25 protein-coding genes and 1 pseudogene are annotated in these 25367 nt (G+C 57.0%); 19 read left to right on the plus strand and 7 right to left on the minus strand.

Annotated features, from left to right (window positions below; translation table 11 throughout):
* Positions 1-45 precede the first annotated feature (45 nt).
* Entirely contained in the window at positions 46-360 is a 315-nt protein-coding gene (locus ABH912_RS20210) for a tetratricopeptide repeat protein (RefSeq protein ID WP_429511474.1), read from the plus strand.
* On the opposite strand, the gene ABH912_RS20215 is transcribed toward ABH912_RS20210, so the two are convergent.
* The 3 genes from ABH912_RS20215 to tag all read right to left on the minus strand — a co-directional run bounded on the left by ABH912_RS20215 (position 361) and on the right by tag (position 2157).
* Complete coding sequence (locus ABH912_RS20215) at positions 361-600, minus strand: PilZ domain-containing protein (RefSeq protein ID WP_033059710.1); 240 nt, start codon at positions 598-600, stop codon at positions 361-363.
* Between the two features lie 71 nt (positions 601-671).
* Complete coding sequence (locus ABH912_RS20220) at positions 672-1559, minus strand: lysophospholipid acyltransferase (RefSeq protein ID WP_429511475.1); 888 nt, start codon at positions 1557-1559, stop codon at positions 672-674.
* 40 nt (positions 1560-1599) lie between these two features.
* The gene (gene tag, locus ABH912_RS20225; RefSeq protein WP_033059707.1) at positions 1600-2157 is read right to left on the minus strand and encodes a DNA-3-methyladenine glycosylase I; all 558 of its coding nucleotides are present in this window, start codon (positions 2155-2157) and stop codon (positions 1600-1602) included.
* Between the two features lie 81 nt (positions 2158-2238).
* Between tag and glyQ the strand changes: the two genes are divergently transcribed.
* The 4 genes from glyQ (at position 2239) to ABH912_RS20245 (ending at position 6649) form a co-directional block, all read left to right on the plus strand.
* Positions 2239-3192: a glycine--tRNA ligase subunit alpha gene (glyQ, locus tag ABH912_RS20230; protein ID WP_003213601.1), complete on the plus strand. Its 954-nt coding sequence runs from the start codon at positions 2239-2241 to the stop codon at positions 3190-3192.
* The gene (gene glyS / locus ABH912_RS20235) at positions 3189-5243 is read left to right on the plus strand and encodes a glycine--tRNA ligase subunit beta (protein WP_033059705.1); all 2055 of its coding nucleotides are present in this window, start codon (positions 3189-3191) and stop codon (positions 5241-5243) included. Before glyQ ends, glyS begins: the two co-directional genes overlap by 4 nt.
* A gap of 4 nt (positions 5244-5247) precedes the next feature.
* Positions 5248-5787, plus strand: coding sequence for a D-glycero-beta-D-manno-heptose 1,7-bisphosphate 7-phosphatase (gmhB, locus tag ABH912_RS20240; RefSeq protein ID WP_197281768.1), 540 nt, complete (start codon positions 5248-5250; stop codon positions 5785-5787).
* A gap of 82 nt (positions 5788-5869) precedes the next feature.
* Complete coding sequence (locus tag ABH912_RS20245; protein ID WP_429511476.1) at positions 5870-6649, plus strand: lysophospholipid acyltransferase family protein; 780 nt, start codon at positions 5870-5872, stop codon at positions 6647-6649.
* A gap of 286 nt (positions 6650-6935) precedes the next feature.
* Here the strand turns inward: ABH912_RS20245 and gyrB are convergent, their stop codons facing one another.
* The 4 genes from gyrB to dnaA are packed head-to-tail and all read right to left on the minus strand — an operon-like array spanning position 6936 to position 13152.
* Positions 6936-9359 carry a DNA topoisomerase (ATP-hydrolyzing) subunit B gene (gyrB, locus tag ABH912_RS20250; protein WP_008155700.1) on the minus strand — a complete coding sequence of 808 codons (2424 nt, stop codon included), beginning with the start codon at positions 9357-9359 and terminating at the stop codon, positions 6936-6938.
* A 5-nt stretch (positions 9360-9364) separates the two neighbouring features.
* Positions 9365-10468: a DNA replication/repair protein RecF gene (gene recF / locus ABH912_RS20255; RefSeq protein WP_007969883.1), complete on the minus strand. Its 1104-nt coding sequence runs from the start codon at positions 10466-10468 to the stop codon at positions 9365-9367.
* Between the two features lie 20 nt (positions 10469-10488).
* A complete protein-coding gene (gene dnaN, locus ABH912_RS20260) occupies positions 10489-11592 on the minus strand; it encodes a DNA polymerase III subunit beta (RefSeq protein WP_008155702.1) in 1104 nt (367 codons plus the stop codon).
* A gap of 39 nt (positions 11593-11631) precedes the next feature.
* The gene (dnaA, locus tag ABH912_RS20265) at positions 11632-13152 is read right to left on the minus strand and encodes a chromosomal replication initiator protein DnaA (RefSeq protein WP_429511477.1); all 1521 of its coding nucleotides are present in this window, start codon (positions 13150-13152) and stop codon (positions 11632-11634) included.
* A gap of 567 nt (positions 13153-13719) precedes the next feature.
* Here dnaA and rpmH point away from each other — a divergent pair.
* The 14 genes and pseudogenes from rpmH (at position 13720) to ABH912_RS20335 (ending at position 25347) form a co-directional block, all read left to right on the plus strand.
* Positions 13720-13854, plus strand: a complete 135-nt coding sequence (gene rpmH, locus ABH912_RS20270; protein ID WP_003213577.1) for a 50S ribosomal protein L34 — start codon at positions 13720-13722, stop codon at positions 13852-13854.
* A gap of 16 nt (positions 13855-13870) precedes the next feature.
* Positions 13871-14272: a ribonuclease P protein component gene (rnpA, locus tag ABH912_RS20275; RefSeq protein WP_033059892.1), complete on the plus strand. Its 402-nt coding sequence runs from the start codon at positions 13871-13873 to the stop codon at positions 14270-14272.
* Positions 14265-14510 carry a membrane protein insertion efficiency factor YidD gene (gene yidD, locus ABH912_RS20280; protein ID WP_074872215.1) on the plus strand — a complete coding sequence of 82 codons (246 nt, stop codon included), beginning with the start codon at positions 14265-14267 and terminating at the stop codon, positions 14508-14510. Before rnpA ends, yidD begins: the two co-directional genes overlap by 8 nt.
* 2 nt (positions 14511-14512) lie before the next feature.
* Positions 14513-16198, plus strand: coding sequence for a membrane protein insertase YidC (yidC, locus tag ABH912_RS20285; RefSeq protein ID WP_033059691.1), 1686 nt, complete (start codon positions 14513-14515; stop codon positions 16196-16198).
* Between the two features lie 79 nt (positions 16199-16277).
* A complete protein-coding gene (gene mnmE, locus ABH912_RS20290; protein WP_429511478.1) occupies positions 16278-17648 on the plus strand; it encodes a tRNA uridine-5-carboxymethylaminomethyl(34) synthesis GTPase MnmE in 1371 nt (456 codons plus the stop codon).
* Between the two features lie 551 nt (positions 17649-18199).
* The gene (gene mnmG / locus ABH912_RS20295) at positions 18200-20098 is read left to right on the plus strand and encodes a tRNA uridine-5-carboxymethylaminomethyl(34) synthesis enzyme MnmG (protein ID WP_033059688.1); all 1899 of its coding nucleotides are present in this window, start codon (positions 18200-18202) and stop codon (positions 20096-20098) included.
* Positions 20095-20739 carry a 16S rRNA (guanine(527)-N(7))-methyltransferase RsmG gene (rsmG, locus tag ABH912_RS20300; RefSeq protein WP_429511479.1) on the plus strand — a complete coding sequence of 215 codons (645 nt, stop codon included), beginning with the start codon at positions 20095-20097 and terminating at the stop codon, positions 20737-20739. The genes mnmG and rsmG overlap by 4 nt, the downstream gene beginning before the upstream one ends.
* A gap of 18 nt (positions 20740-20757) precedes the next feature.
* On the plus strand, positions 20758-21555 hold the full coding sequence (locus tag ABH912_RS20305; RefSeq protein ID WP_008155709.1) for a ParA family protein: 798 nt from the start codon (positions 20758-20760) through the stop codon (positions 21553-21555).
* Positions 21556-21564: 9 nt separating this feature from the next.
* Complete coding sequence (locus ABH912_RS20310) at positions 21565-22437, plus strand: ParB/RepB/Spo0J family partition protein (protein ID WP_033059686.1); 873 nt, start codon at positions 21565-21567, stop codon at positions 22435-22437.
* A 148-nt stretch (positions 22438-22585) separates the two neighbouring features.
* Entirely contained in the window at positions 22586-22993 is a 408-nt protein-coding gene (locus ABH912_RS20315; protein ID WP_007948092.1) for a F0F1 ATP synthase subunit I, read from the plus strand.
* Between the two features lie 16 nt (positions 22994-23009).
* Positions 23010-23880 (plus strand): annotated as a pseudogene (gene atpB / locus ABH912_RS20320) (F0F1 ATP synthase subunit A).
* 133 nt (positions 23881-24013) lie between these two features.
* On the plus strand, positions 24014-24271 hold the full coding sequence (gene atpE / locus ABH912_RS20325; RefSeq protein WP_002555987.1) for a F0F1 ATP synthase subunit C: 258 nt from the start codon (positions 24014-24016) through the stop codon (positions 24269-24271).
* A gap of 56 nt (positions 24272-24327) precedes the next feature.
* On the plus strand, positions 24328-24798 hold the full coding sequence (locus ABH912_RS20330) for a F0F1 ATP synthase subunit B (RefSeq protein ID WP_008027535.1): 471 nt from the start codon (positions 24328-24330) through the stop codon (positions 24796-24798).
* Between the two features lie 12 nt (positions 24799-24810).
* A complete protein-coding gene (locus ABH912_RS20335) occupies positions 24811-25347 on the plus strand; it encodes a F0F1 ATP synthase subunit delta (RefSeq protein ID WP_033059683.1) in 537 nt (178 codons plus the stop codon).
* Positions 25348-25367: the final 20 nt, after the last annotated feature.

Raw genomic sequence — 25367 nt, forward strand, 5'->3', positions numbered from 1 at the left:
TGACCACATAGGCATCTCTGAATAACCTCATCAAGGAATCCACACATGCTCGAATCCCTGGAAAAAATGCTCGCCAAGGGTGTGGATAACTCATTGCTACGCTTCGGGCTGGGCAAGGGTTATCTGGACCTTGGGGAATACGCCAAGGCCGCTGAGCATTTCCAGCGTTGTGTCGAATTTGATCCGAAGTATTCAGCGGCCTGGAAGCTATTGGGCAAGGCCCATCTGGGGCTGAAGGATTTCGCGTCCGCGCGTCAGGCGTGGGAACAGGGCCTGGAAGCCGCTCGCGCCCATGGCGACAAGCAGGCCGAAAAGGAAATGACCGTGTTTCTGAAGAAGCTTGAGCGTCAGGCTCACTGATCAGAGGTAGCGCAGGCCAATGCCCTCTGCATCCACCAGCACCACTTCCATGCGCACCCGCGGCGCGCTTGTGGGTAAGTCCTGCACCTGACCGTACACCACCGCGCCCTTGGGTAATGTCGACAGGCCCGGATGCTTGACGTAGACGCCTGTCGTCGACAGGTTACGCGTCTGGCCCAGGCATTCGCCGAAGCTGTGGTGACTGATCTTGATACGAAATGATTTGCGGTGTTCGGACATCTTCTGCGCCCTTTATTGAACGGTTGTGGATAACCCTGGCCCTGGGTTATCCACAGATCATGCCAATCGACTCAGTACCAGCGTTCTTCACCTGGCGGGCGCTTCTTGAAGCGTTTCATGCTCCACATGTATTGGCTCGGATACGCCCGCACATAGCGCTCGACCACTTGGCTCATAGCCGCACAGGAGGTCTCTGTATCGGTGCTGTACATGGCCTCTGGAGCAGCTTCGAGGATCACTTTGTAACCCGAACCGTCCGGCAGCCGCAGCGCATGCAGGAATACGCCGACCGCTTTGCCGCCGGCGAGCATGTTCGGTACGAACTTGCTGGTCAGGGCCTGGGTGGCGAAGAACGGTACGAAGATCCCGGCGGACTCGGACGGTTCCGGGTCAGCGGGAATGCCCACTGCACCACCTTTGCGCACTTCCTTGATAACACTGAGGATCCCTTCCTTGGTGGAAGCGGCTACCCGATTACCTAATTGCACCCGTTGCTGGCGCAGCAAATCATCCACAGCCTTCAGCTTTGGCGGACGATAGAAGATGATCGGTTTGCACTGGTTGCAATAGAAGTGGTTCAACACTTCCCAGTTGCCCAAGTGGCTGGTGATACCGACGACCCCTTTGCCGGAGGCGAGGGCGTCCCTCAATACCTCAAGACCTTCGACTTCACGCACCAAATCGATGGAGCGCTGGGCCGGCCAGATCCAGGCGCAGGCGCTTTCGGTCAGGGACTTGCCGATGTCTTTAAGGCTCTGACCGACCAGTTGCTCCCGCTCGGCCGCGTCCATGTCCGGGAAACACTTGGCGAGGTTGATCCGCACCACATCGCGGGAACGGTTGGGGGTTTTCCACATGAACCAGCCGATGGCCGAGCCCACTGCCTGCACTGCCCGCCACGGAAGCAGGGCAAACAGCCGCAGAGCGCCTACCAGCAAGGCGCCTTTAAACTTATCCACAGGTCACTCCTGATCTTGTGCTGTGCGCGAGGCGGCTATTCTAACCGCCGTTCGCCAGCGCCGCGTAGCGATCGCAATCCTGGGTGTGGTCCATGACCATGCCCGAGGCCTGCATCAGCGCGTAACAAATGGTCGGGCCGACGAACGTGAAGCCGGCCTTTTTCAGGCCTTTGCTCATCTCCACGGCGGTCGGCGTCACGGCCGGCACTTCGCTGCGGTCCTTGAAATGGTTGATCACAGGCTTGCCGTCGACGAAGGACCAGAGAAACTCCACCGGATCCTCCAGCGCCAGCCAGGCCTGGGCATTGCGCCGGGCGGCGTTGAGTTTGAGGCGATTGCGAATGATGCCCGGATCGAGCATCAATTCATCGATTTCAGCGTCGCTCATCTGCGCCACGCGCTGTACGTCAAAGCCGAACATTACCTGACGATAGTGCTCGCGTTTACGCAGCACGGTGATCCAGGAAAGGCCGGCCTGGAACCCTTCGAGCAAAAGCAACTCGAACAATCCCTGCGCATCGCGTAGCGGCGTACCCCACTCCTGATCGTGATAAGCCATGTACAGCGGATCTTCGGAACACCAAAAGCAGCGTGGCATAAGGCTCCAGGGGGCGTGCGCAGGACCGAATCGGGTATACTCCCGCTCTTTAAATCGCAGCCCAAGAAACAGGTGAATTTCGTGAGCCAGCCTACGCCAGCCGTGCGTACCTTCCAAGACTTGATCCTCGCCCTCCAGCAATACTGGGCCGAGCAAGGTTGTGTGGTACTTCAGCCCTACGATATGGAAGTAGGCGCCGGGACTTTCCACACTGCCACGTTTCTGCGCGCCATTGGCCCGGAAACCTGGAACGCAGCTTATGTGCAGCCCAGTCGTCGCCCGACTGACGGCCGCTACGGCGAAAACCCGAACCGTCTGCAGCACTACTACCAGTTCCAGGTCGTGCTGAAGCCGAACCCGGACAATTTCCAGGAACTGTACCTGGGCTCCCTCAAGCATGTCGGCCTGGACCCGTTGGTCCACGACATTCGCTTCGTTGAAGACAACTGGGAATCGCCGACCCTCGGCGCCTGGGGTCTGGGCTGGGAAGTCTGGCTCAACGGCATGGAAGTGACGCAGTTCACTTACTTCCAGCAAGCGGGCGGCATTGAGTGCTACCCGGTGACCGGCGAGATCACTTACGGTCTTGAGCGCCTGGCCATGTACCTGCAAGGCGTGGACTCGGTCTACGACCTGGTCTGGGCTGACGGTCCGTTCGGCAAAGTGACCTACGGCGACGTGTTCCACCAGAACGAAGTGGAGCAGTCGACCTACAACTTCGAACACGCCAACGTCGAAAAACTGTTCGAACTGTTCGATTTCTACGAAAGCGAAGCCAAGCGCCTGATCGAACTCGACCAGCCGCTACCGTTGCCGAGCTACGAAATGGTGTTGAAGGCCTCCCACACCTTCAACCTGCTGGATGCGCGCCGGGCCATCTCGGTGACCGCGCGTCAGCAATACATTCTGCGTGTCCGCACCCTGGCGCGTTCCGTTGCGCAAGCCTACCTGCTGGCTCGCGCCAAGCTGGGCTTCCCGATGGCGACCCCGGACCTGCGTGACGAAGTGTTGGCTAAGCTGGAGGCTGCACAATGAGTGCTCAAGATTTTCTGGTTGAACTGGGCACCGAAGAACTGCCACCCAAAGCCCTGAACACCCTGGCCGACGCGTTCCTGGCCGGTATCGACAAGGGCCTGCAAGCCGCTGGCCTGAACTACGAGACCAAAACCGTCTACGCCGCGCCACGTCGTCTGGCTGTGCTGATCACCGATCTGGCGACTCAGCAGCCGGATCGCAGCATCAACCTAGATGGCCCGCCACGTCAGGCCGCGTTCGATGCCGAAGGCAACCCGACTCAAGCGGCATTGGGCTTCGCCAAGAAGTGCGGCGTCGACCTGAGCGAAATCGATCAGAGCGGTCCGAAACTGCGTTACAGCCAAAGCATCGCCGGTAAACCGACCGCGAGCCTGCTGCCAACCATCGTCGAAGATTCCCTGAACGACCTGCCGATTCCCAAGCGCATGCGCTGGGGTGCTCGCAAAGAAGAATTCGTTCGTCCGACCCAGTGGCTGGTGATGCTGCTCGGTGACCAGGTCATCGATTGCACGATCCTTGCCCAGAAGTCCGGCCGCGATTCCCGTGGTCACCGCTTCCACCACCCGGAAAGCGTACGCATCACCTCGCCGGCCAACTACTTGACCGACCTGCGTGCCGCTTACGTATTGGCCGATGCCAACGAGCGTCGCGAGCTGATCAGCAAGCGCATCGAAGAGCTGGCGACGATGCAGGAAGGCACGGCGATCGTTCCGCCAGCCCTGCTCGACGAAGTGGCCGCGCTGGTTGAATGGCCGGTGCCGCTGGTGTGCTCGTTCGAAGAGCGTTTCCTCGACGTGCCGCAAGAAGCCTTGATCACCACCATGCAGGACAACCAGAAGTATTTCTGCCTGCTGGATGCCGACGGCAAGTTGCTGCCACGTTTCATTACCGTGGCCAACATCGAAAGCAAAGACCCGCAACAGATCATCGCCGGTAACGAGAAAGTGGTTCGTCCACGCCTGACCGACGCCGAGTTCTTCTTCAAGCAAGACAAGAAGCAGAAACTCGAAGACTTCAACCTGCGCCTGCAGAACGTGGTGTTCCAGGAAAAACTCGGCAGCGTCTACGACAAGGCCGAGCGCGTTTCCAAACTCGCTGCGTTCATCGCTCAACGCATTGGCGGTAACGCCGCATGGGCTTCCCGTGCCGGCCTGCTGTCCAAGTGCGACCTGGCGACCGAGATGGTCGGTGAGTTCCCGGAGATGCAAGGCGTCGCCGGTTACTACTACGCCCTCAACGACGGCGAGCCGGAAGAAGTTGCACTGGCACTGAACGAACAGTACATGCCGCGCGGTGCCGGCGCTGAACTGCCGACCACCCTGACCGGTGCGGCCGTGGCGATCGCGGACAAGCTCGACACGCTGGTGGGCATTTTCGGTATCGGCATGCTGCCAACCGGTAGCAAAGACCCGTACGCCTTGCGCCGTGCTGCGCTGGGTGTATTGCGGATCCTGATCGACAAGAAGCTCGACCTCGACCTGAACGACGCCGTGGCGTTTGCCGTGAATGCGTTCGGTACCAAGATCAAGGCTGCCGGCCTCAACGATTCGGTGCTGGAGTTCATCTTCGACCGTCTGCGTGCCCGTTACGAAGACGAAGGCGTTGATGTCGGGACTTACCTGTCGGTTCGTGCCCTGAAACCGGGTTCGGCGCTGGACTTCGATCAGCGCGTACAAGCGGTAGAAGCCTTCCGCAAATTGCCGGAAGCCGCTGCCCTGGCCGCCGTGAACAAGCGTGTTTCGAACTTGCTGAGCAAGGTCGAAGGCTCTGTTCCTTCGGTCGTGGAAGCCAAGTACTTCGACAACGCCAACGAGTTCTCCCTGTACTCGGCAATCCAGCAGGCTGACCAGGCTGTCCAGCCGATGGCCGCTGCGCGCCAGTACAGCGAATCGCTGGCACGTCTGGCTGCCTTGCGCGAGCCGGTGGACGCGTTCTTCGAAGCCGTAATGGTCAATGCGGAAGATGCCAAGGTCCGCGCCAACCGTTATGCGTTGCTGTCGCGTCTGCGTGGGCTGTTCCTCGGCGTCGCCGACATTTCGCTGCTGGGTTGAGGGGCTGCTGTTGAAACTGCTGATTCTCGATCGGGACGGGGTGATCAATTACGACTCCGACGCTTACATCAAGTCGGTGGAGGAGTGGATTCCGCTCCCGGGTTCGATCGAAGCCATCGCGCAGTTGAGCAAGGCCGGCTGGACGGTGGCGGTCGCTACCAACCAGTCGGGCATCGCTCGCGGCTATTACGACATCGCCACCCTGGACGCCATGCACGAGCGCTTGCGCTCGCTGGTGGCGGAGCAGGGCGGTGAAGTCGGGCTGATCGTCTATTGCCCACACGGGCCGGACGATGGCTGCGATTGCCGCAAACCAAAACCCGGGATGTTGAAAACCATCGCCGCGCATTACAACGTATCGCTGACCAATCTTTGGTTCGTCGGCGATACCCTTGGTGACCTGGAGGCCGCCAAAGCCGTCGATTCTCAGCCAGTTTTGGTAAAGACCGGAAAAGGCGAAAAGACTTTGGGCAAGACCCTACCGGTAGGCACCTTGATTTTTGACGATCTAGCGGCGATTGCCGCAGAACTTATCCACAATTAGAGTGCTTCGATTGTTCCTGACCAAGGATTGATCGGGAGTGCGCTTTATATAGACGGGCAGAGCCCGCACGGTAAACGTCGCCATGTCGATATTGCAGGCCATCAGAACCTTCCTCTTTTACCTGCTGCTGGGCACCAGCTCGTTGCTCTGGTGCAGCCTGAGCTTTTTTATCGCGCCGTTTCTACCGTTCAAGGCGCGGTATCGCTTCATCAATGTGTACTGGTGCCGCTGCGCCTTGTGGCTGAGCAAAGTTTTCCTGGGCATCAGCTACGAAGTGAAGGGCGCCGAGAACGTGCCTGATCAGCCCTGCGTGATTCAGTCGAACCACCAGAGCACCTGGGAGACGTTCTTCCTCTCCGCTTACTTCGAGCCCTTGAGCCAGGTGCTCAAGCGCGAACTGCTCTACGTTCCATTCTTCGGCTGGGCCATGGCCATGCTGCGGCCGATCGCCATCGACCGCGACAACCCGAAAGCGGCGCTCAAGCATGTGGCGAAGAAGGGCGATGAACTGCTGAAAGACGGCGTCTGGGTCCTGATCTTCCCAGAGGGAACGCGCGTTCCTTACGGCACCATCGGAAAATTCTCTCGCGGTGGTACCGCTTTAGCCGTCAACGCCGCACTTCCCGTGCTGCCGATTGCGCACAATGCTGGCAAGTTCTGGCCGAAAACCGGTTGGGCGAAGAAGCAGGGCGTCATTACCGTGATCATCGGCGCACCCATGTATGCAGAGGGTAGCGGGCCGCGAGCGATTGCAGATCTGAATGATCGGGTCCAAGCCTGGAACGAGCAGATGCAACGCGAAATGGGCTCGCTGCCACCCGCCCCGCAAGCCCCGACTCCTACCGATCAAGTGGCTGTCTGAGATTTTGTGGATAACCTGTGTACTGTTTTGTTGAAAAGCGTCGGATTTTGTTTTTAAGCTTATGATTTATATACATATTTTATAAACCCATAAAAAACCGAAAAAGGTGCATAAGTTTTTTTCGGACGTAAAAAAACCGGCTGATATAGCCGGTTTTTTTATGCCTGCGGTGACGTGTTTCAATGGTTGAACAACAGCGGGATTGGTTTATTACCCGAGCCAATAACGGACAATAAAAAAGGCCAACGCTAAGCGTTGGCCTTTTTCGTTTGGCAGGCTTGCTGGATCAGAAGTCCAGGTTGGAAACCGCCAGGGCGTTGCTTTCGATGAAGTCACGACGAGGCTCGACCGCATCACCCATCAGGGTGTTGAAGATCTGATCCGCGCCAATGGCGTCTTCGATGGTCACTTTGAGCATCCGGCGCTGGCTTGGGTCCATGGTGGTTTCCCACAGCTGATCCGGGTTCATCTCACCCAGACCTTTGTATCGCTGGATGGTGTGACGCTTGGTGCTTTCGGCCATCAGCCATTCAAGGGCTTCCTTGAACTCGGTCACCGGCTTCTTGCGCTCGCCACGCTGGATATACGCGCCGTCGTCCAGCAAGGTGCTCAATTGAGCGCCCAGAGAAACAACAGTCTTGTAATCGTTGCTGCCGAAGAAGTCGCGGTTGAAGGTGACGTAGTTCGACAAGCCGTGGGAGATCAGTTCGACCTCAGGCAGCCAGACATTACGTTCACGGTCTTCACGCAGACTGGCTTTGTAAACCAGGCCGGACTTCTCGACGGTGCGCAGACGAACTTCGTACTGGGCCATCCAATCCTGCATCGCAGCGTGATCGGACAATTGCTCCAGGCTAACGGCAGGCAGGTAGATGAAGTGCTCGGTCAGCTCCTGTGGGTACAGGCGCGACAGACGCTTGAGGGTCTTCATTACCAGACGGAAGTCATTCACCAGACGCTCGAGGGCTGGCCCGGAAATACCCGGGGCTTCCTCGTTCAGGTGCAGGCTCGCATCTTCCAGGGCCGACTGCGTCATGTACTCTTCCATGGCATCGTCGTCTTTGATGTATTGCTCTTGCTTGCCTTTCTTGACCTTGTACAGCGGTGGCTGGGCGATGTAGATGTAGCCGCGCTCGATTAGCTCCGGCAACTGACGGAAGAAGAAGGTCAGCAGCAGGGTACGGATGTGCGAACCGTCGACGTCAGCATCGGTCATGATGATGATGTTGTGGTAACGCAGCTTCGCGATGTTGTACTCGTCACGGCCAATGCCGCAGCCCAGCGCGGTGATCAAGGTGCCCACTTCTTGTGAAGAGATCATCTTGTCGAAACGCGCCTTCTCGACGTTCAGGATCTTGCCCTTGAGAGGCAGGATGGCTTGGGTCCGACGGTTACGTCCCTGCTTGGCGGAGCCGCCAGCAGAGTCACCTTCCACGAGGTACAGTTCGGAAAGGGCAGGGTCTTTTTCCTGGCAGTCAGCCAGTTTGCCCGGCAGGCCGGCGATATCCAGCGCGCCTTTACGACGGGTCATCTCACGGGCTTTACGCGCCGCTTCACGAGCGCGGGCCGCATCGATCATCTTGCCGACGACCAGTTTGGCTTCGTTCGGGTTTTCCAGCAGGAAGTCGGAGAAGTACTTGCCCATCTCCTGTTCGACCGCGGTCTTCACTTCGGAAGAAACCAGCTTGTCTTTGGTCTGGGAGCTGAACTTCGGATCAGGCACTTTTACCGAGATGATCGCGGTCAGGCCTTCACGGGCGTCGTCACCGGTGGTCGCAACTTTGTGCTTCTTCGCCAGACCTTCGGCTTCGATGTAAGTGTTCAGGTTACGCGTCAGTGCGGAACGGAAACCCACCAGGTGAGTACCGCCATCGCGCTGTGGAATGTTGTTGGTGAAGCACAACAGGTTCTCGTTGAAGCTGTCGTTCCACTGCAGGGCGATTTCCACGCCGATGCCGTCTTCGCGCTGGATGTTGAAGTGGAACACTTGGTTGACCGGGGTCTTGTTGGTGTTCAGGTATTCAACGAACGCACGCAGGCCACCTTCGTACTTGAACAGCTCTTCCTTGCCGCTGCGCTCATCCTTGAGGACGATGCCGACACCGGAGTTGAGGAAGGACAGTTCACGAATCCGCTTGGCCAGGATGTCCCAGCTGAAGTGGATGTTCTTGAAGGTCAGGTCGGACGGCTTGAAGTGAATCTGGGTACCGGTGGTTTCGCTTTCGCCAACGATTTTCATCGGCTCTTTCGGAACACCGTGAATGTAAGTCTGTTCCCAGATCTTGCCGCTGCGGCGAACGGTCAGGACCAGCTCTTCGGACAGGGCGTTCACCACCGACACACCTACACCGTGCAGGCCGCCGGATACTTTGTAGGAGTTGTCGTCGAACTTACCGCCGGCGTGCAGCACGGTCATGATGACCTCGGCTGCCGAGACGCCTTCTTCTTTGTGCACGTCTACCGGGATACCACGACCGTTGTCGCGAACGGTGATGGATTCGTCCGGATGGATGATGATGCTGATGTCGTCGCAGTGGCCAGCGAGCGCCTCATCGATGGAGTTGTCGACTACCTCGAAGACCATGTGGTGCAGACCGCTACCATCGTCGGTGTCACCAATGTACATACCGGGACGTTTGCGTACGGCATCCAGGCCTTTCAGCACTTTAATGCTCGTTGAGTCGTAGGTATTCGTATTTTCTTCGCTCAATGCCTTCACTCCCGATGGTCGTGGGTCTGGGTGATACGGCCCTGTTCCACGTGGAACAGAGCGACTGGCGTTTCCGTCTGCCAGCCTTCCCTCAATAATTCGTGATCTACACAGGTGATAAACACCTGGCAGCGTAAGTCTTCCAGCAAGCGGCAAAGCGCGCGGCGGTGGTGCTCGTCCAGTTCGGACGGCAGGTCATCCACCAGATAAATACACTGGCCGCGTCGGGCCTGGCTGACCAAGTGCCCTTGGGCAATCCGCAATGCACAGACCACCAGTTTCTGCTGACCGCGAGACAAGATGTCCGCGGCGTTATGTGCGCCCAATCTAAGACGCAAATCAGCACGCTGTGGTCCTGCCTGGGTATGACCCATTTGCTGATCCCGCTGAAGGGACCCGGCGAGCACTGCACTCAGTTCGCGGTCTTTGTCCCAACCTCGGTAATAGCTGAGCGTTAAGCCCTCGAGCTCAACCAGTTCGCTCAAGGTCTGTTCAAAGACTGGTTTCAAGGCTTTGATATAAGCGCGGCGGTATTCATCAATTTCAGCGCTGGCCTGGCACAGTTCCCTGTCCCAAACCGCTTGCGAAACGGCGTCAAGTGTACCATGCCGCAGCCAAGAGTTTCTCTGGCGCAGGGCCTTCTGCAAGCGCTGCCAGGTGGACATGAATCGTGGTTCCACGTGGAACACGCCCCAGTCAAGAAACTGCCGGCGAATCTTCGGTGCGCCTTCCAGCAAGCGGAAGCTATCGGGGTTGATCAGCTGTAGCGGCAGGATTTCCGCCAGTTGCGCCGCGCTACGAGCGTTCTGCCCGTCGATGCGAATCTGGAACTCCCCTTGACGGTCTCGGGATATCCCCAACGCGCTGTGGCCACCCTCGGCCAACTCGACCTGACCAAACACCGTACAGGCGAGCTGCTCATACTGGATGACCGGTAACAGGCGGGTGCTACGAAACGAACGGGCAAGCCCCAGCAGATGAATGGCTTCCAGAACACTGGTTTTGCCGCTGCCGTTGGCGCCGTAAAGAATGTTGATTCGGGGGGAGGGGGAGAAGGTCACCGGGTGCAGATTGCGCACCGCGGTGACCGAGACGCGACTTAAGGACATCTAGCTTCTGCTGAGCATGATTACAGACGCATCGGCATGACAACGTAGGCCGAGTCGTCGTTGTCGGACTCTTGCACCAGCGCACTGCTGTTGGAGTCGGACAGGATAAGACGCACCTGCTCAGTCGTCATGACGCCCAACACGTCCAGCAGGTAGCTCACGTTGAAGCCGATTTCCAGATTGCCGCCGTTGTACTCGACGCCCACTTCTTCTTCCGCTTCTTCCTGTTCCGGGTTGTTCGCCTGGATCTTCAGCTGACCATTGGCCAGTTGCAGACGGATGCCGCGGTACTTCTCGTTGGACAGAATCGCGGTACGGCTGAACGCTTCACGCAGGGCCTGACGATCGCCGAGTACCAGCTTGTCACCGCCCTTAGGCAGAACACGCTCGTAGTCCGGGAATTTGCCGTCGACCAGTTTCGAGGTGAAGGTGAACTCGCCAGTGGTCGCACGAATGTGGTGCTGACCCAGTACGATACTGACGATGCCGTCCGGCTCAGTCAGCAGGCGCGCCAGCTCAAGGATACCTTTACGTGGCACGATGACCTGATGGCGATCTGGCTGACCGATATCAGCCTTCATCGAGCACATGGCCAGACGGTGACCGTCAGTGGCTACGGCGCGGATGATGCCTTCAGAAACTTCTAGCAGCATACCGTTCAGGTAGTAACGCACGTCCTGCTGGGCCATGGCGAAGCTGGTGCGTTCGATCAGACGACGCAGTTTGCTTTGCTCAAGGCTGCATGTCAGCGAGCCGGGGCCTTCTTCCACAGTCGGGAAGTCATTGGCTGGCAGGGTCGACAGGGTGAAGCGGCTACGGCCGGCTTTCACCACGAGCTTCTGCTCGTCGACCTTGATGTCGATCAGCGCGTCGTTCGGCAAGCTTTTGCAGATATCCATCAGCTTGCGCGCAGGCACAGTGATGGAACCTGGATCGGCAGGCTCTTCGAGTTGTACACGACCGACCAGCTCGACTTCCAGGTCGGTACCGGTCAGCGACAGTTGCTGGCCTTCGACAACCAGCAGCACGTTGGAGAGCACCGGCAAGGTCTGTCGGCGCTCGACGACGCCTGCGACCAGTTGCAGGGGTTTCAACAGGGCTTCGCGTTGAATGGTGAAATGCATGGTCTAGTCCCTTGCCTTAATAAGCTGCGCTGGTGTTCATCAAGTGGTCAGTGTACGCAGCAGGTTCTTGTAGTCCTCGCGGATGTCCGCGTCGGATTCCTTAAGTTCGTTGATCTTGCGGCAGGCGTGCAAAACAGTCGTGTGGTCCCGGCCGCCAAACACGTCGCCGATTTCCGGCAAGCTGTGGTTGGTCAGTTCTTTGGACAACGCCATGGCGACCTGACGCGGACGAGCTACCGAACGCGAACGACGTTTGGACAACAAGTCGGAGATCTTGATCTTGTAGTACTCGGCGACCGTGCGCTGAATGTTATCCACAGAGACCAGTTTGTCTTGCAGTGCCAACAGATCTTTCAAGGACTCGCGGATCAACTCGATGGTGATATCGCGGCCCATGAAGTGCGAGTGGGCGATCACGCGTTTGAGCGCGCCTTCCAGCTCACGGACGTTGGAACGAATACGCTGGGCAATGAAGAACGCCGCGTCATGGGGCAGATCGACTTTGGCCTGATCGGCCTTTTTCATCAGGATCGCCACACGGGTTTCCAGTTCCGGCGGCTCGACGGCTACCGTCAGGCCCCAGCCGAAGCGGGATTTGAGGCGCTCTTCAAGGCCTTCAATTTCTTTCGGGTAGCGGTCACTGGTGAGAATGACCTGCTGGCCACCTTCAAGCAGGGCGTTGAAGGTGTGGAAAAACTCTTCCTGGGAACGTTCTTTGCGAGCGAAGAATTGAATGTCATCGATCAGCAATGCATCCACCGAACGGTAGAAGCGCTTGAACTCGTTGATGGCGTTCAGCTGGAGGGCCTTGACCATGTCGGCCACGAATCGCTCGGAATGCAGGTACACAACCTTGGCATTCGGATTCTTCTTTAACAGGTGGTTACCCACAGCGTGCATCAAGTGGGTTTTACCCAAACCAACGCCACCATAAAGGAAGAGCGGGTTGTAACCGTGCTTGGGATTGTCCGCCACTTGCCAGGCCGCAGCCCGGGCCAGTTGGTTGGACTTGCCCTCGACGAAGTTCTCGAAGGTAAAGGTGCGGTTCAGGTAGCTGGTGTGCTTGAGCGCGCCTTCGACCTGCACCGTACGCTGTTCGGCACGAATCGGAGCTTGTTGCGAACTGGCCCCGGCCATCGGGTCGAAGCTGTCGCGCGATGGCTCTTCATTAACCTCGGTAACTTTTTGCGTCGCACGCTTGGTCGGAGCGGCTACCTGGGCTGGCGCCGGGGCGCTGACAGGGGCTTGAGCGGCCTGAGCCTGTGAAGCAGCGGCGGCCAACGGAGCATTCGGGGCGGCACGTGGTGCCGAACTGCGCTTGCTGCCTATTAATAAGGACAGCGCCGGCGCCATGCCATTGCCATGCTCATCCAGCAGTTCAAGGACGCGGCCCAGGTACTTTTCGTTGACCCAGTCGAGAACAAAACGATTCGGTGCGTAGACACGCAACTCGTCGCCTTCGGCTTCGACCTGTAGTGGACGGATCCAAGTGTTGAATTGTTGGGCAGGCAGCTCATCGCGCAAAAGCTCCACGCACTGCTGCCAAAGTTCCACTGACACGGATATCCCCTAAGTTGAAAGCCGGTGAGGCAAAAACAAGCCGCCATTGTAGCCGACCCAGCCCCGACTTATCCACACGAAGGTTGTGCACCTCCCATGAAGAATCAGTGATTTATACGAATAAAAGGCGACCAGCGGTCTGTGCATAAGCTCTGTGGATAACCGGGCCTAAGGTCGTTGTACAAGTGGGGGCGAAACTCGGTGGATAACCACGCTGTGGATAAGTACCTCTTTCACACACAGCTTATCCGACAGCGCAGCACAGGGTTACCACCGTTTTCCACCGTAGTTGTCATTCTCTGTACATCACGACTTTAAAGGGCTTATGGCAGTTATCCACAGATGATCGTGTCCCTAGCTTTTATAAGCTTTACAGAAAAGCTTTAAATACTTTCCTTCTTAATTTCTATATCTAGCCAATGAGCCCGGCAGGAAAAACGTCTGGATATCTATTTATAAGGAAACGCTGGTTGGAAATTGACCTAGAGGCTTGCTTTCTCTAGAATCCCCGGTCTCTTAAAACGGGGGCCATTCCGGCCCGTTGTGGACGAACCAGGTAACACGACAATGAAACGTACTTTCCAACCAAGCACTATCAAACGCGCTCGTACCCACGGTTTCCGTGCTCGCATGGCTACCAAGAACGGTCGTGCCGTCCTGTCGCGTCGTCGCGCCAAAGGTCGTGCGCGTCTGGCAGTTTGATAATCCGGCACTGGAGGTGAGTCAGGACTTCAGTCGGGAAAAGCGTCTGCTTACTCCCCGGCATTTCAAGGCAGTCTTTGACTCCCCTACCGGCAAGGTTCCGGGGAAAAATCTCCTGCTCCTTGCGCGCAACAACGATCTTGATCACCCCCGTCTCGGGCTGGTTATCGGGAAAAAGAGCGTAAAGCTCTCCGTCGAGCGCAATCGCCTCAAACGTCTGATGCGCGAATCGTTCCGTCTGAACCAGGAATCACTGGCCGGCTGGGACATCGTTATCGTCGCGCGCAAAGGTTTGGGTGACGTAGAAAACCCCGAATTGATTCAGCATTTCGGCAAACTCTGGAAGCGTCTGGCACGCAGCACGCCGGTACCAGCAGTCAAAACCGAAACTGTAGGGGTAGACAGTCCCGATGCGTAAACTGGCACTCGTTCCGATCCAGTTTTATCGCTATGCCATTAGTCCTCTGATGGCCAGTCACTGTCGTTTCTACCCCAGTTGTTCCTGCTACGCGTATGAAGCCATAGAAAATCATGGCCTTCTGCGCGGTGGCTGGCTGGCCTTTCGTCGTTTAGGTCGCTGTCATCCGTGGAATCCCGGTGGTTATGACCCGGTTCCATCTATCCCTACCTCCCGTTCTTCTTCGATGGCCGAGTAATCATGGATATCAAACGCACGATCCTGATCGTCGCCCTGGCAATCGTGTCCTACGTTATGGTTCTTAAATGGAACCAGGACTATGGCCAGGCTGCCCTGCCGACTCAGAATGTTGCTTCCAGTACTACCGCACCGGGCTTACCGGATACGGCGACTGGCAATAATGCTTCTGTCAGTGACGACATTCCACGCGCCGCAAGCGATACCAGTGCAACTGCACCTGCTGAAACTCCAGTAGCTGCAAGCAAAGACCTCATCCAGATCAAAACGGATGTGCTCAACCTGGCAATCGATCCACAAGGTGGTGATGTTGCGCAGTTGACGCTGCCGCTGTATCCACGTCGCCAGGACCATCCGGAAATTCCATTCCAGTTGTTCGATAACGGCAACGAGCGGACTTATCTGGCTCAAAGCGGTTTGATCGGCACCGACGGTCCGGACGCAAGTCCTGCCGGTCGTCCGGTTTACTCCTCGGAGAAGAAGATTTACCAACTGGCTGACGGTCAGGACCAATTGGTCGCAGACCTGAAGTTCAGCAAGGACGGCGTCAACTACATCAAGCGTTTCACCCTGAAACGTGGCCTGTATGACGTAACCGTTTCCTACCTGATCGATAACCAGAGTGCCAAACCCTGGTCCGGTGCAATGTTCGCGCAATTGAAGCGTGACGCCAGCTCCGATCCTTCTTCCAGCACTGCCACCGGCACCGCGACTTACCTGGGCGCCGCCCTGTGGACAAGTAACGAGCCGTACAAGAAAGTGTCCATGAAGGACATGGACAAGGCTCAGCTGAAAGAAACCGTTAACGGTGGTTGGGTTGCATGGTTGCAGCACTACTTCGTGACCGCGTGGATTCCGGCGAAAGGCGAGAACAACCTCGTCCAGACCCGTAAAGACAGCAAAGGCAACTACATCATCGGCTACACCGCACCGGCAATGACTGTCGCGGCAGGTGCAAAAGCCGAGACCAGCGCTGTTCTGTACGCAGGTCCGAAAAGCCAGGCCGTGCTGAAAGAGTTGTCCCCAGGTCTGGAACTGACCGTCGACTACGGCATTTTGTGGTTCATTGCCCAGCCAATTTTCTGGCTGCTGCAACACATCCACGCGCTGGTCGGTAACTGGGGCTGGTCGATCATCTTCCTGACCATGCTGATCAAAGGGATCTTCTTCCCGCTGTCGGCAGCCAGCTACAAATCCATGGCGCGCATGCGTGCAGTGGCACCGAAACTGGCCGCGCTGAAAGAGCAACATGGCGACGACCGGCAGAAGATGTCGCAATCCATGATGGAGCTGTACAAGAAAGAGAAGATCAATCCGCTGGGTGGTTGCTTGCCAATCCTCGTGCAGATGCCAGTTTTCCTTTCGTTGTACTGGGTTCTGCTGGAAAGCGTTGAAATGCGCCAAGCGCCGTTCATGCTGTGGATTACTGACCTGTCGATCAAGGATCCGTTCTTCATTCTGCCGATCATCATGGGTGCAACCATGTTCATCCAGCAGCAGCTGAACCCGACGCCTCCGGATCCGATGCAGGCCAAGGTGATGAAGCTGATGCCAATCATCTTCACCTTCTTCTTCTTGTGGTTCCCGGCTGGTCTGGTGCTGTACTGGGTAGTGAACAACTGCCTGTCGATCGCCCAACAGTGGTACATCACTCGTAAGATCGAAGCAGCTACCAAAGCAGCTGCCTGATTTACACTGTGGATAACCACTCAAAACGCCCCCTAGTGGGGCGTTTTGCTATCTGTCACTTTTGTCTGGATAACGGTTTATGAGCGTTCCTCGTGAAACCATCGCCGCCGTCGCCACCGCTCAAGGTCGCGGCGGTGTGGGCATCGTCCGTATTTCCGGACCGCTGGCGAGTGTTGCGGCCAAGGCTTTCAGCGGCCGTGAACTCAAGCCAAGGTTTGCCCACTACGGCCCATTCCTCAGTGAAAACGATGAGGTGCTGGATCAAGGCATCGCCCTGTATTTTCCGGGCCCGAACTCGTTCACTGGCGAAGATGTGCTGGAACTCCAGGGCCATGGCGGTCCGATAGTTCTGGATATGCTGCTCAAGCGTTGCCTGGAACTGGGCTGTCGGTTGGCCAGGCCGGGTGAATTCAGCGAGCGTGCGTTCCTCAATGACAAACTCGACCTGGCTCAGGCCGAGGCGATTGCCGACTTGATCGAGGCAAGTTCTGCACAAGCTGCACGAAATGCCCTGCGTTCCTTGCAAGGCGCATTTTCCGAGCGTGTGCATAACCTCACCGAGCAACTGATTGGCCTACGCATCTATGTCGAAGCGGCGATCGACTTCCCTGAAGAAGAAATCGACTTCCTCGCCGATGGTCATGTACTGAGCATGCTCGACAAAGTGCGTGACGAGTTATCCACCGTACTACGCGAAGCCGGGCAAGGTGCCTTGCTGCGTGACGGGATGACCGTGGTGATCGCCGGGCGGCCAAACGCCGGTAAGTCCAGCCTGTTGAATGCACTGGCCGGTCGTGAAGCCGCGATCGTCACCGAGATCGCCGGCACCACCCGGGACATTCTTCGTGAACATATCCACATCGATGGCATGCCGCTGCACGTGGTCGACACCGCTGGTCTGCGAGATACCGACGACCAGGTGGAAAAAATCGGCGTCGAACGGGCGCTGAAAGCAATCGGCGAGGCTGATCGCGTGCTGTTGGTGGTCGATGCGACGGCTCCTGAGGCACTTGACCCGTTCGCGTTATGGCCTGAATTTCTGGAAATCCGTCCCGATCCGGCAAAAGTCACGCTGATCCGAAACAAGGCAGACCTCACTGGCGAAGCCATTGCCCTGGAAGTCAGCGAGGATGGCCACGTCACCATCAGCCTGAGCGCCAAATCTGCAGGTGAGGGGCTGGAATTGCTGCGCGACCATCTCAAGGCCTGCATGGGCTACGAACAGACCTCGGAAAGCAGCTTCAGTGCTCGCAGGCGTCACCTTGAAGCGTTGCGTCACGCCAGTGCTTCCCTTGAGCACGGCCGTGCACAGCTGACCCTGGCGGGTGCCGGTGAACTGTTAGCCGAGGATTTGCGACAAGCCCAACACACTTTGGGTGAAATCACCGGTGCATTCAGCTCCGATGACCTGCTGGGACGGATCTTTTCCAGCTTCTGTATCGGTAAATAAGACTCTCCGTTGTCCACAGACAGGCCATTCGTGCCTGTCTGTTCCCTCCTTTTCCTGAATTCTCTTCCAGTGCTGAGCAGATTCTTTCTGCTTGAGCGGATTTTCCGTGCCCGGGATTTGCTCATTCAGCAGTTTTCTGTGGATTAAGCCCTGTGAATAACTGCCTCTAAGGGCAGTTGATAACAGGGCCCCAAAACTGAAGATAACCGCCCCTGTGGATAAGCACCCCTTTCATCCACAGGCTTAAACCGGTTATCCAAGGGCCTCCTTGCCACATGACCACAGGGTTTTGAATCTCTGTACACATTGAATATAAAGGCCTGTATAGATCTATCCACAGAAAGGTGGCTCAGTAGAAATAAACATAAAAACAAAGATTTAATAAATTTCTTTCTTTTTAATTTCTATAACCGCGACTTCTCCACAGCTGGTTAAATTTTGTGCAAAGGGTTCTTTAGGAAGGGCGAAGTCCCTATACTTGCCGACCAGGTCCAAAAACCTGAGCTCAAACTATTCCTGATTACCTAACTAAAGCAGGCACGAGGTGCGTGGTGGATTTCCCTTCCCGTTTTGAAGTGATCGTCATCGGCGGCGGTCATGCCGGTACCGAGGCAGCACTGGCCTCAGCACGTATGGGTGCAAAAACCCTGTTGCTGACGCACAACGTGGAAACCCTCGGTGCCATGAGTTGCAACCCCGCTATCGGTGGGATCGGCAAAAGCCATCTGGTCAAGGAAATCGATGCCCTCGGCGGCGCGATGGCCATGGCTACCGACAAAGGCGGGATTCAATTTCGCGTATTGAACAGCCGCAAAGGCCCGGCCGTGCGTGCAACCCGCGCTCAGGCTGATCGGGTTCTGTACAAGGCCGCTGTCCGCGAAATCCTTGAAAACCAACCTAACCTGTGGATATTTCAACAGGCCGCCGACGACCTGATCGTCGAGCAGGAACAAGTGCGCGGTGTTGTCACCCAAATGGGCCTGCGTTTCTTCGCGGACTCCGTGGTGTTGACCACTGGCACTTTCCTCGGTGGACTTATCCACATCGGCTTGCAGAATTTTTCCGGCGGCCGTGCCGGTGATCCACCGTCGATCGCCCTGGCTCACCGTTTGCGTGAATTGCCACTGCGCGTGGGTCGCTTGAAAACCGGTACACCACCGCGTATTGACGGTCGTTCTGTGGATTTCTCGGTGATGACCGAGCAAGCAGGCGATACACCGATCCCGGTGATGTCGTTCATGGGTTCCAAAGAGCAGCACCCGAAACAGGTCAGCTGCTGGATTACCCACACCAACGCCCGCACCCACGAAATCATTGCCGCCAACCTGGATCGGTCGCCGATGTATTCCGATGCCGGGTTGATCGAAGGTATCGGCCCGCGTTATTGCCCGTCGATCGAAGACAAGATCCATCGCTTTGCCGACAAGGAAAGCCATCAGGTCTTCATCGAACCGGAAGGCCTGACGACCAACGAGCTGTACCCGAACGGGATATCCACATCCCTGCCGTTCGACGTGCAACTGCAGATCGTGCAATCGATCCGCGGCATGGAAAACGCGCACATCGTTCGTCCGGGTTACGCCATCGAATACGACTACTTCGACCCGCGTGACCTGAAGTACAGCCTGGAAACCAAAGTTATCGGCGGTCTGTTCTTTGCCGGGCAAATCAACGGCACCACCGGTTACGAAGAAGCCGGCGCCCAGGGTTTGCTGGCCGGGGCCAACGCCGCACTGCGTGCTCAGGGCAAAGATGCCTGGTGCCCGCGTCGCGACGAGGCGTACATCGGAGTGTTGGTCGACGACCTGATTACCCTGGGTACCCAGGAGCCGTATCGGATGTTCACGTCCCGCGCCGAATACCGCCTGATCCTTCGCGAAGACAACGCCGACCTGCGCTTGACCGAAAAAGGTCGCGAACTGGGTCTGGTGGATGACGCGCGTTGGGCTGCGTTTTGCACCAAACGCGAAAGCATCACGCTGGAAGAGCAACGCCTGAAAAGTACCTGGGTTCGCCCGGGCACCGAGCAAGGCGATGCGATTTCCGAGAAGTTCGGCACGCCGCTGACCCACGAATACAACTTGCTCAATCTGCTGAGCCGTCCGGAAATCGACTACGCTGGTCTGATCGCCGTGACCGGTGGCGGCGCAGAAGATCCACAAGTCGCCGAGCAGGTCGAAATCAAGACCAAATACGCCGGTTACATTGATCGCCAGCAGGATGAAATCGCGCGACTGCGGGCCAGCGAAGACACAAAACTGCCTGTGGATATCGATTACACGAATATTTCCGGTCTCTCCAAAGAGATCCAGAGCAAGCTCGGTGCGACCCGTCCAGAGACTTTGGGCCAGGCGTCGCGTATCCCGGGTGTGACGCCGGCAGCGATTTCGCTGTTGATGATTCATTTGAAAAAACGCGGCGCGGGCCGTCAGTTGGAGCAAAGCGCTTGAGTTCGTTGGTCACCTCGCAACACGCAGAAGAGTTATCCACAGGTGCTCGCCAGCTCGGTGTCACGCTGACAGAAACCCAGCACGCACAGCTGCTGGGTTATCTGGCCCTGTTGATAAAATGGAACAAGGCTTACAACCTGACTGCCGTACGCGACCCGGATGAAATGGTTTCCCGTCACTTGCTCGATAGTTTGAGCGTGATGTCGTTCGTCGAAAACGGTCGCTGGCTGGACGTCGGCAGCGGTGGCGGCATGCCGGGTATTCCGTTAGCCATCCTGTTTCCAGAGTCCCAAGTGACCTGCCTGGACAGCAACGGCAAGAAAACCCGCTTCCTGACCCAGGTCAAACTCGAACTCAAACTGGATAACCTGGAAGTTATCCACAGTCGCGTCGAAGCTTTTCAGCCTGATCAGCCATTCAACGGGATTATTTCCCGGGCGTTCAGCAGCATGGAGAACTTCAGCAACTGGACTCGCCACCTCGGCGACACCGAAACACGTTGGCTGGCAATGAAGGGCGTTCATCCCGCCGATGAGCTGGTAGCATTGCCGGCAGACTTCCACCTCGATAGCGAACACGCCCTGGCCGTACCCGGTTGCCAAGGCCAACGTCATCTGCTGATACTGCGCCGCATGGCATGATTGGGAACACAAGCAAGAATGGCTAAGGTATTCGCGATAGCGAACCAAAAGGGTGGTGTGGGCAAGACCACCACCTGCATCAACCTCGCAGCTTCCCTGGTCGCTACCAAGCGTCGGGTGCTGTTGATCGATCTCGATCCACAGGGCAACGCCACCATGGGTAGCGGTGTGGATAAACACGGCCTGGAAAACTCGGTCTACGACCTGCTGATCGGCGAATGCGATCTGGCTCAGGCCATGCATTACTCCGAGCACGGTGGTTACCAACTGCTGCCGGCCAACCGCGACCTGACTGCGGCCGAAGTGGTTCTGCTGGAAATGCAGATGAAGGAAAGCCGTCTGCGTAGCGCGCTGGCGCCGATCCGTGAAAACTACGATTACATTTTGATCGACTGTCCACCGTCGTTGTCGATGCTGACGCTGAACGCTTTGGTCGCCGCTGATGGGGTGATTATCCCCATGCAGTGCGAGTACTTCGCGCTCGAAGGCTTGAGCGACCTTGTGGATAACATCAAGCGCATCGCTGAGTTGCTGAACCCGAACCTGAAAGTCGAAGGCCTGTTGCGGACCATGTATGACCCGCGCCTGAGCCTGATGAACGATGTTTCGGCGCAGCTCAAGGAACACTTCGGCGAGCAGCTCTACGACACGGTGATTCCGCGCAACATCCGCCTGGCTGAAGCACCAAGCTATGGCATGCCGGCGCTGGCGTACGACAAATCATCGCGGGGCGCCATTGCCTATCTGGCATTGGCGGGCGAGATGGTTCGTCGTCAACGCAAAAACTCACGCACTGCCGCTGCTCAGGCAACTTAAGGAATCCCCATGGCCGTCAAGAAACGAGGTCTCGGACGTGGACTGGATGCACTGCTGAGTGGTCCGACTGTCAGCTCGCTGGAAGAACAAGCGGTGCAGGCTGATCAGCGTGAGCTGCAGCACCTGCCCCTGGACCTGATCCAGCGCGGCAAGTACCAGCCGCGCCGGGACATGGACCCTCAGGCGCTGGAAGAGCTGGCGCAGTCGATCAAGGCTCAGGGCGTGATGCAGCCGATCGTGGTTCGTCCGATTGGCAGCGGTCGCTTCGAAATCATCGCCGGTGAACGCCGCTGGCGCGCCAGTCAGCAGGCTGGGCAGGAAACCATCCCGGCAATGGTTCGCGATGTGCCGGATGAAACCGCGATCGCCATGGCGCTGATCGAGAACATCCAGCGCGAAGACCTCAATCCGATCGAAGAAGCGGTGGCTTTGCAGCGTTTGCAGCAGGAATTCCAGCTGACGCAGCAACAAGTGGCCGAAGCTGTGGGCAAATCCCGCGTGACCGTAGCCAACCTGCTACGCTTGATCGCGTTGCCGGAAGTCATCAAAACCATGCTGTCCCACGGCGACCTGGAAATGGGTCATGCCCGTGCTTTGCTCGGTTTACCGGAAAATCAACAGGTTGAAGGGGCGCGACACGTTGTCGCACGGGGGCTGACCGTACGCCAGACTGAAGCACTGGTTCGCCAGTGGTTGAGTGGTAAACCGGAACCTGCTGAACCGGTAAAGCCGGACCCGGATATTGCTCGACTCGAACAGCGTCTGGCTGAGCGCCTAGGCTCTGCGGTGCAGATTCGCCACGGGAAAAAGGGGAAGGGGCAGTTGGTGATCGGTTACAACTCCCTGGATGAGCTTCAAGGTGTACTTGCACACATCCGCTGAAACATTTCCTCATGTAGCGTGGAGTCGGAAATCACTACCTGACAGTTGAATAGGGGCAGAACCGCCCCTATACTCTGCGCGCATTTTGTCGGCACAAATTATGCCAAGTTATTGAATTCTGGCAGCCGATCATTGGGGAGCAAAAACGATGGAGAGCCGCACGCCAAACCGCTTGCCGTTCCATCGCCTGGCAGTTTTTCCGGTCCTACTGGCTCAATTTGTCGTTTTGGTACTGGCCGCTTTGGCGCTTTGGTACTGGCATGGAGTCGTAGCCGGGTACTCAGGACTCTGCGGAGGCCTGATAGCCTTGCTACCCAATGTTTATTTCGCTCACAGGGCATTTCGGTTTTCCGGCGCCCGAGCAGCTCAAGCCATCGTCCGGTCTTTTTATGCCGGCGAGGCGGGCAAACTAATTTTGACGGCAGTGCTCTTTGCACTGACGTTTGCAGGTGTGAAGCCATTGGCGCCGCTAGCTGTATTCGGCGTCTTCGTGTTGACCCAACTGGTCAGCTGGTTCGCGCCCCTGCTGATGAGAACAAGACTTTCGAGACCTTAGGGCGTTTGAGGCAACCATGGCAGAGACAACCGCTTCGGGCTATATCCAGCACCACTTGCAGAACCTGACCTTCGGTCAGCACCCAACTGGCGGGTTGGGGTTTTGCCCACACCGCAGCAGAAGCCAAAGAAATGGGCTTCTGGGCTTTCCACGTCGATACTCTCGGCTGGTCGGTCGCGTTGGGTCTGATCTTCGTTCTTCTTTTCCGCATGGCGGCAAAGAAGGCGACTTCCGGTCAGCCTGGCGGCTTGCAGAACTTCGTCGAGGTTCTGATCGAGTTCGTCGACAGCAGCGTGAAAGATACCTTTCACGGCCGTAATCCATTGATCGCACCATTGGCACTGACAATTTTTGTCTGGGTGTTCCTGATGAACGCCGTCGACCTGGTTCCGGTCGACTGGATTCCGAAAGTGGCTGCCTTCATTACTGGCGACCCACATCTGGTCTTCCGTGCTGTTCCAACCACTGACCCGAACGCGACTCTGGGTATGTCCCTGTCGGTGTTCGCGTTGATCATTTTCTACAGCATCAAGGTCAAGGGCATCGGCGGCTTCATCGGCGAACTGACCCTGCACCCTTTCGGCAGCAAGAACGTCTTCGTTCAAGCCCTGCTGATTCCGGTGAACTTCCTGCTGGAGTTCGTGACGCTGGTTGCCAAGCCAATCTCCCTGGCACTGCGTCTGTTCGGCAACATGTACGCCGGCGAACTGGTCTTCATTCTGATTGCTGTGATGTTCGGCAGCGGTCTGCTCTGGCTTAGCGGCCTGGGCGTAGTTCTGCAGTGGGCGTGGGCTGTGTTCCACATCCTGATCATCACCCTGCAGGCGTTTATCTTCATGATGCTGACCATCGTTTACCTGTCGATGGCGCACGAAGAGAACCATTAAGACCAGTCTCGACTAGTCTGATGTCCCACTCGGTCAAACGAGTGGGTGCCCGAACAGGGCTATGAAACGATTTGTTTTACCGCTTTAAAATCTAAAAAACCTAAACCATACGACGTAAAAGTCGGGAGGAAAGATGGAAACTGTAGTTGGTCTAACCGCTATCGCTGTTGCACTGTTGATCGGCCTGGGCGCACTGGGTACCGCAATTGGTTTCGGCCTGTTGGGTGGCAAGTTCCTGGAAGGCGCAGCGCGTCAGCCAGAGATGGTTCCAATGCTGCAAGTCAAAATGTTCATCGTTGCCGGTCTGCTCGACGCCGTAACCATGATCGGTGTTGGTATCGCTCTGTTCTTCACCTTCGCGAACCCATTCGTTGGTCAACTCGCTGGCTAATTACTCGAACCTTCGAGTAATTGGTGTGATGTGCAACGAACGAGCGAGGTGTTGGCGTGAACATTAATGCAACCCTGATTGGCCAGTCCGTTGCGTTCTTCATTTTTGTACTGTTTTGCATGAAGTTCGTGTGGCCTCCGGTCATCGCGGCTTTGCACGAACGTCAGAAGAAGATCGCGGATGGACTGGACGCTGCCGCCCGAGCAGCTCGCGACCTGGAGTTGGCCCAAGATAAAGCGGGTCAACAACTGCGCGAAGCAAAAGCTCAGGCAGCCGAAATCATTGAGCAAGCCAAGAAACGCGGTAACCAGATCGTCGAAGAGGCTGTTGAAAAAGCCCGTATCGACGCTGACCGTGTGAAGGTTCAGGCTCAGGCCGAGATCGAGCAGGAACTGAACAGTGTCAAAGACGCGCTGCGTGCCCAGTTGGGTGCTCTGGCCGTTGGCGGCGCCGAGAAGATCCTGGGTGCCACAATCGATCAAAACGCGCACGCGGAGCTGGTAAACAAACTGGCTGCTGAAATTTAAGCGAGGGCGATCATGGCAGAATTGACCACGTTGGCCCGACCTTACGCTAAGGCAGCCTTCGAGCACGCCCAGGCCCACCAGCAACTGGCCTCTTGGTCAGCCATGCTCGGCCTGGCTGCAGCAGTGTCGCAAGACGACACCATGCAGCGCGTGCTCAAGGCCCCGCGACTGACGAGCGCAAACAAGGCCACCACGTTTATTGACGTGTGTGGCGACAAGTTCGATGCGAAGGCACAGAATTTCATTCACGTCGTTGCCGAAAACGACCGTCTCCCGCTGTTGCCGGAGATCGCCGCTCTGTTTGACCTGTACAAGGCCGAACAAGAGAAATCGGTAGACGTGGACGTAACCAGTGCTTTTGCATTGAACCAAGAACAGCAAGACAAACTCGCCAAGGTTCTCAGTGCACGGCTCGGCCGGGAAGTGCGACTGCACGCTGCGGAGGATGCCACCCTTATTGGTGGTGTCATCATCCGCGCCGGCGACCTGGTAATCGATGGCTCGATTCGCGGCAAACTCGCGAACCTTGCCGAAGCATTGAAATCTTGAGTTTGAAGGGGCAGCAGAGC

Source organism: Pseudomonas sp. BT76 TE3572 (assembly GCF_050435365.1).
GTDB lineage: Bacteria > Pseudomonadota > Gammaproteobacteria > Pseudomonadales > Pseudomonadaceae > Aquipseudomonas > Aquipseudomonas fluorescens_W.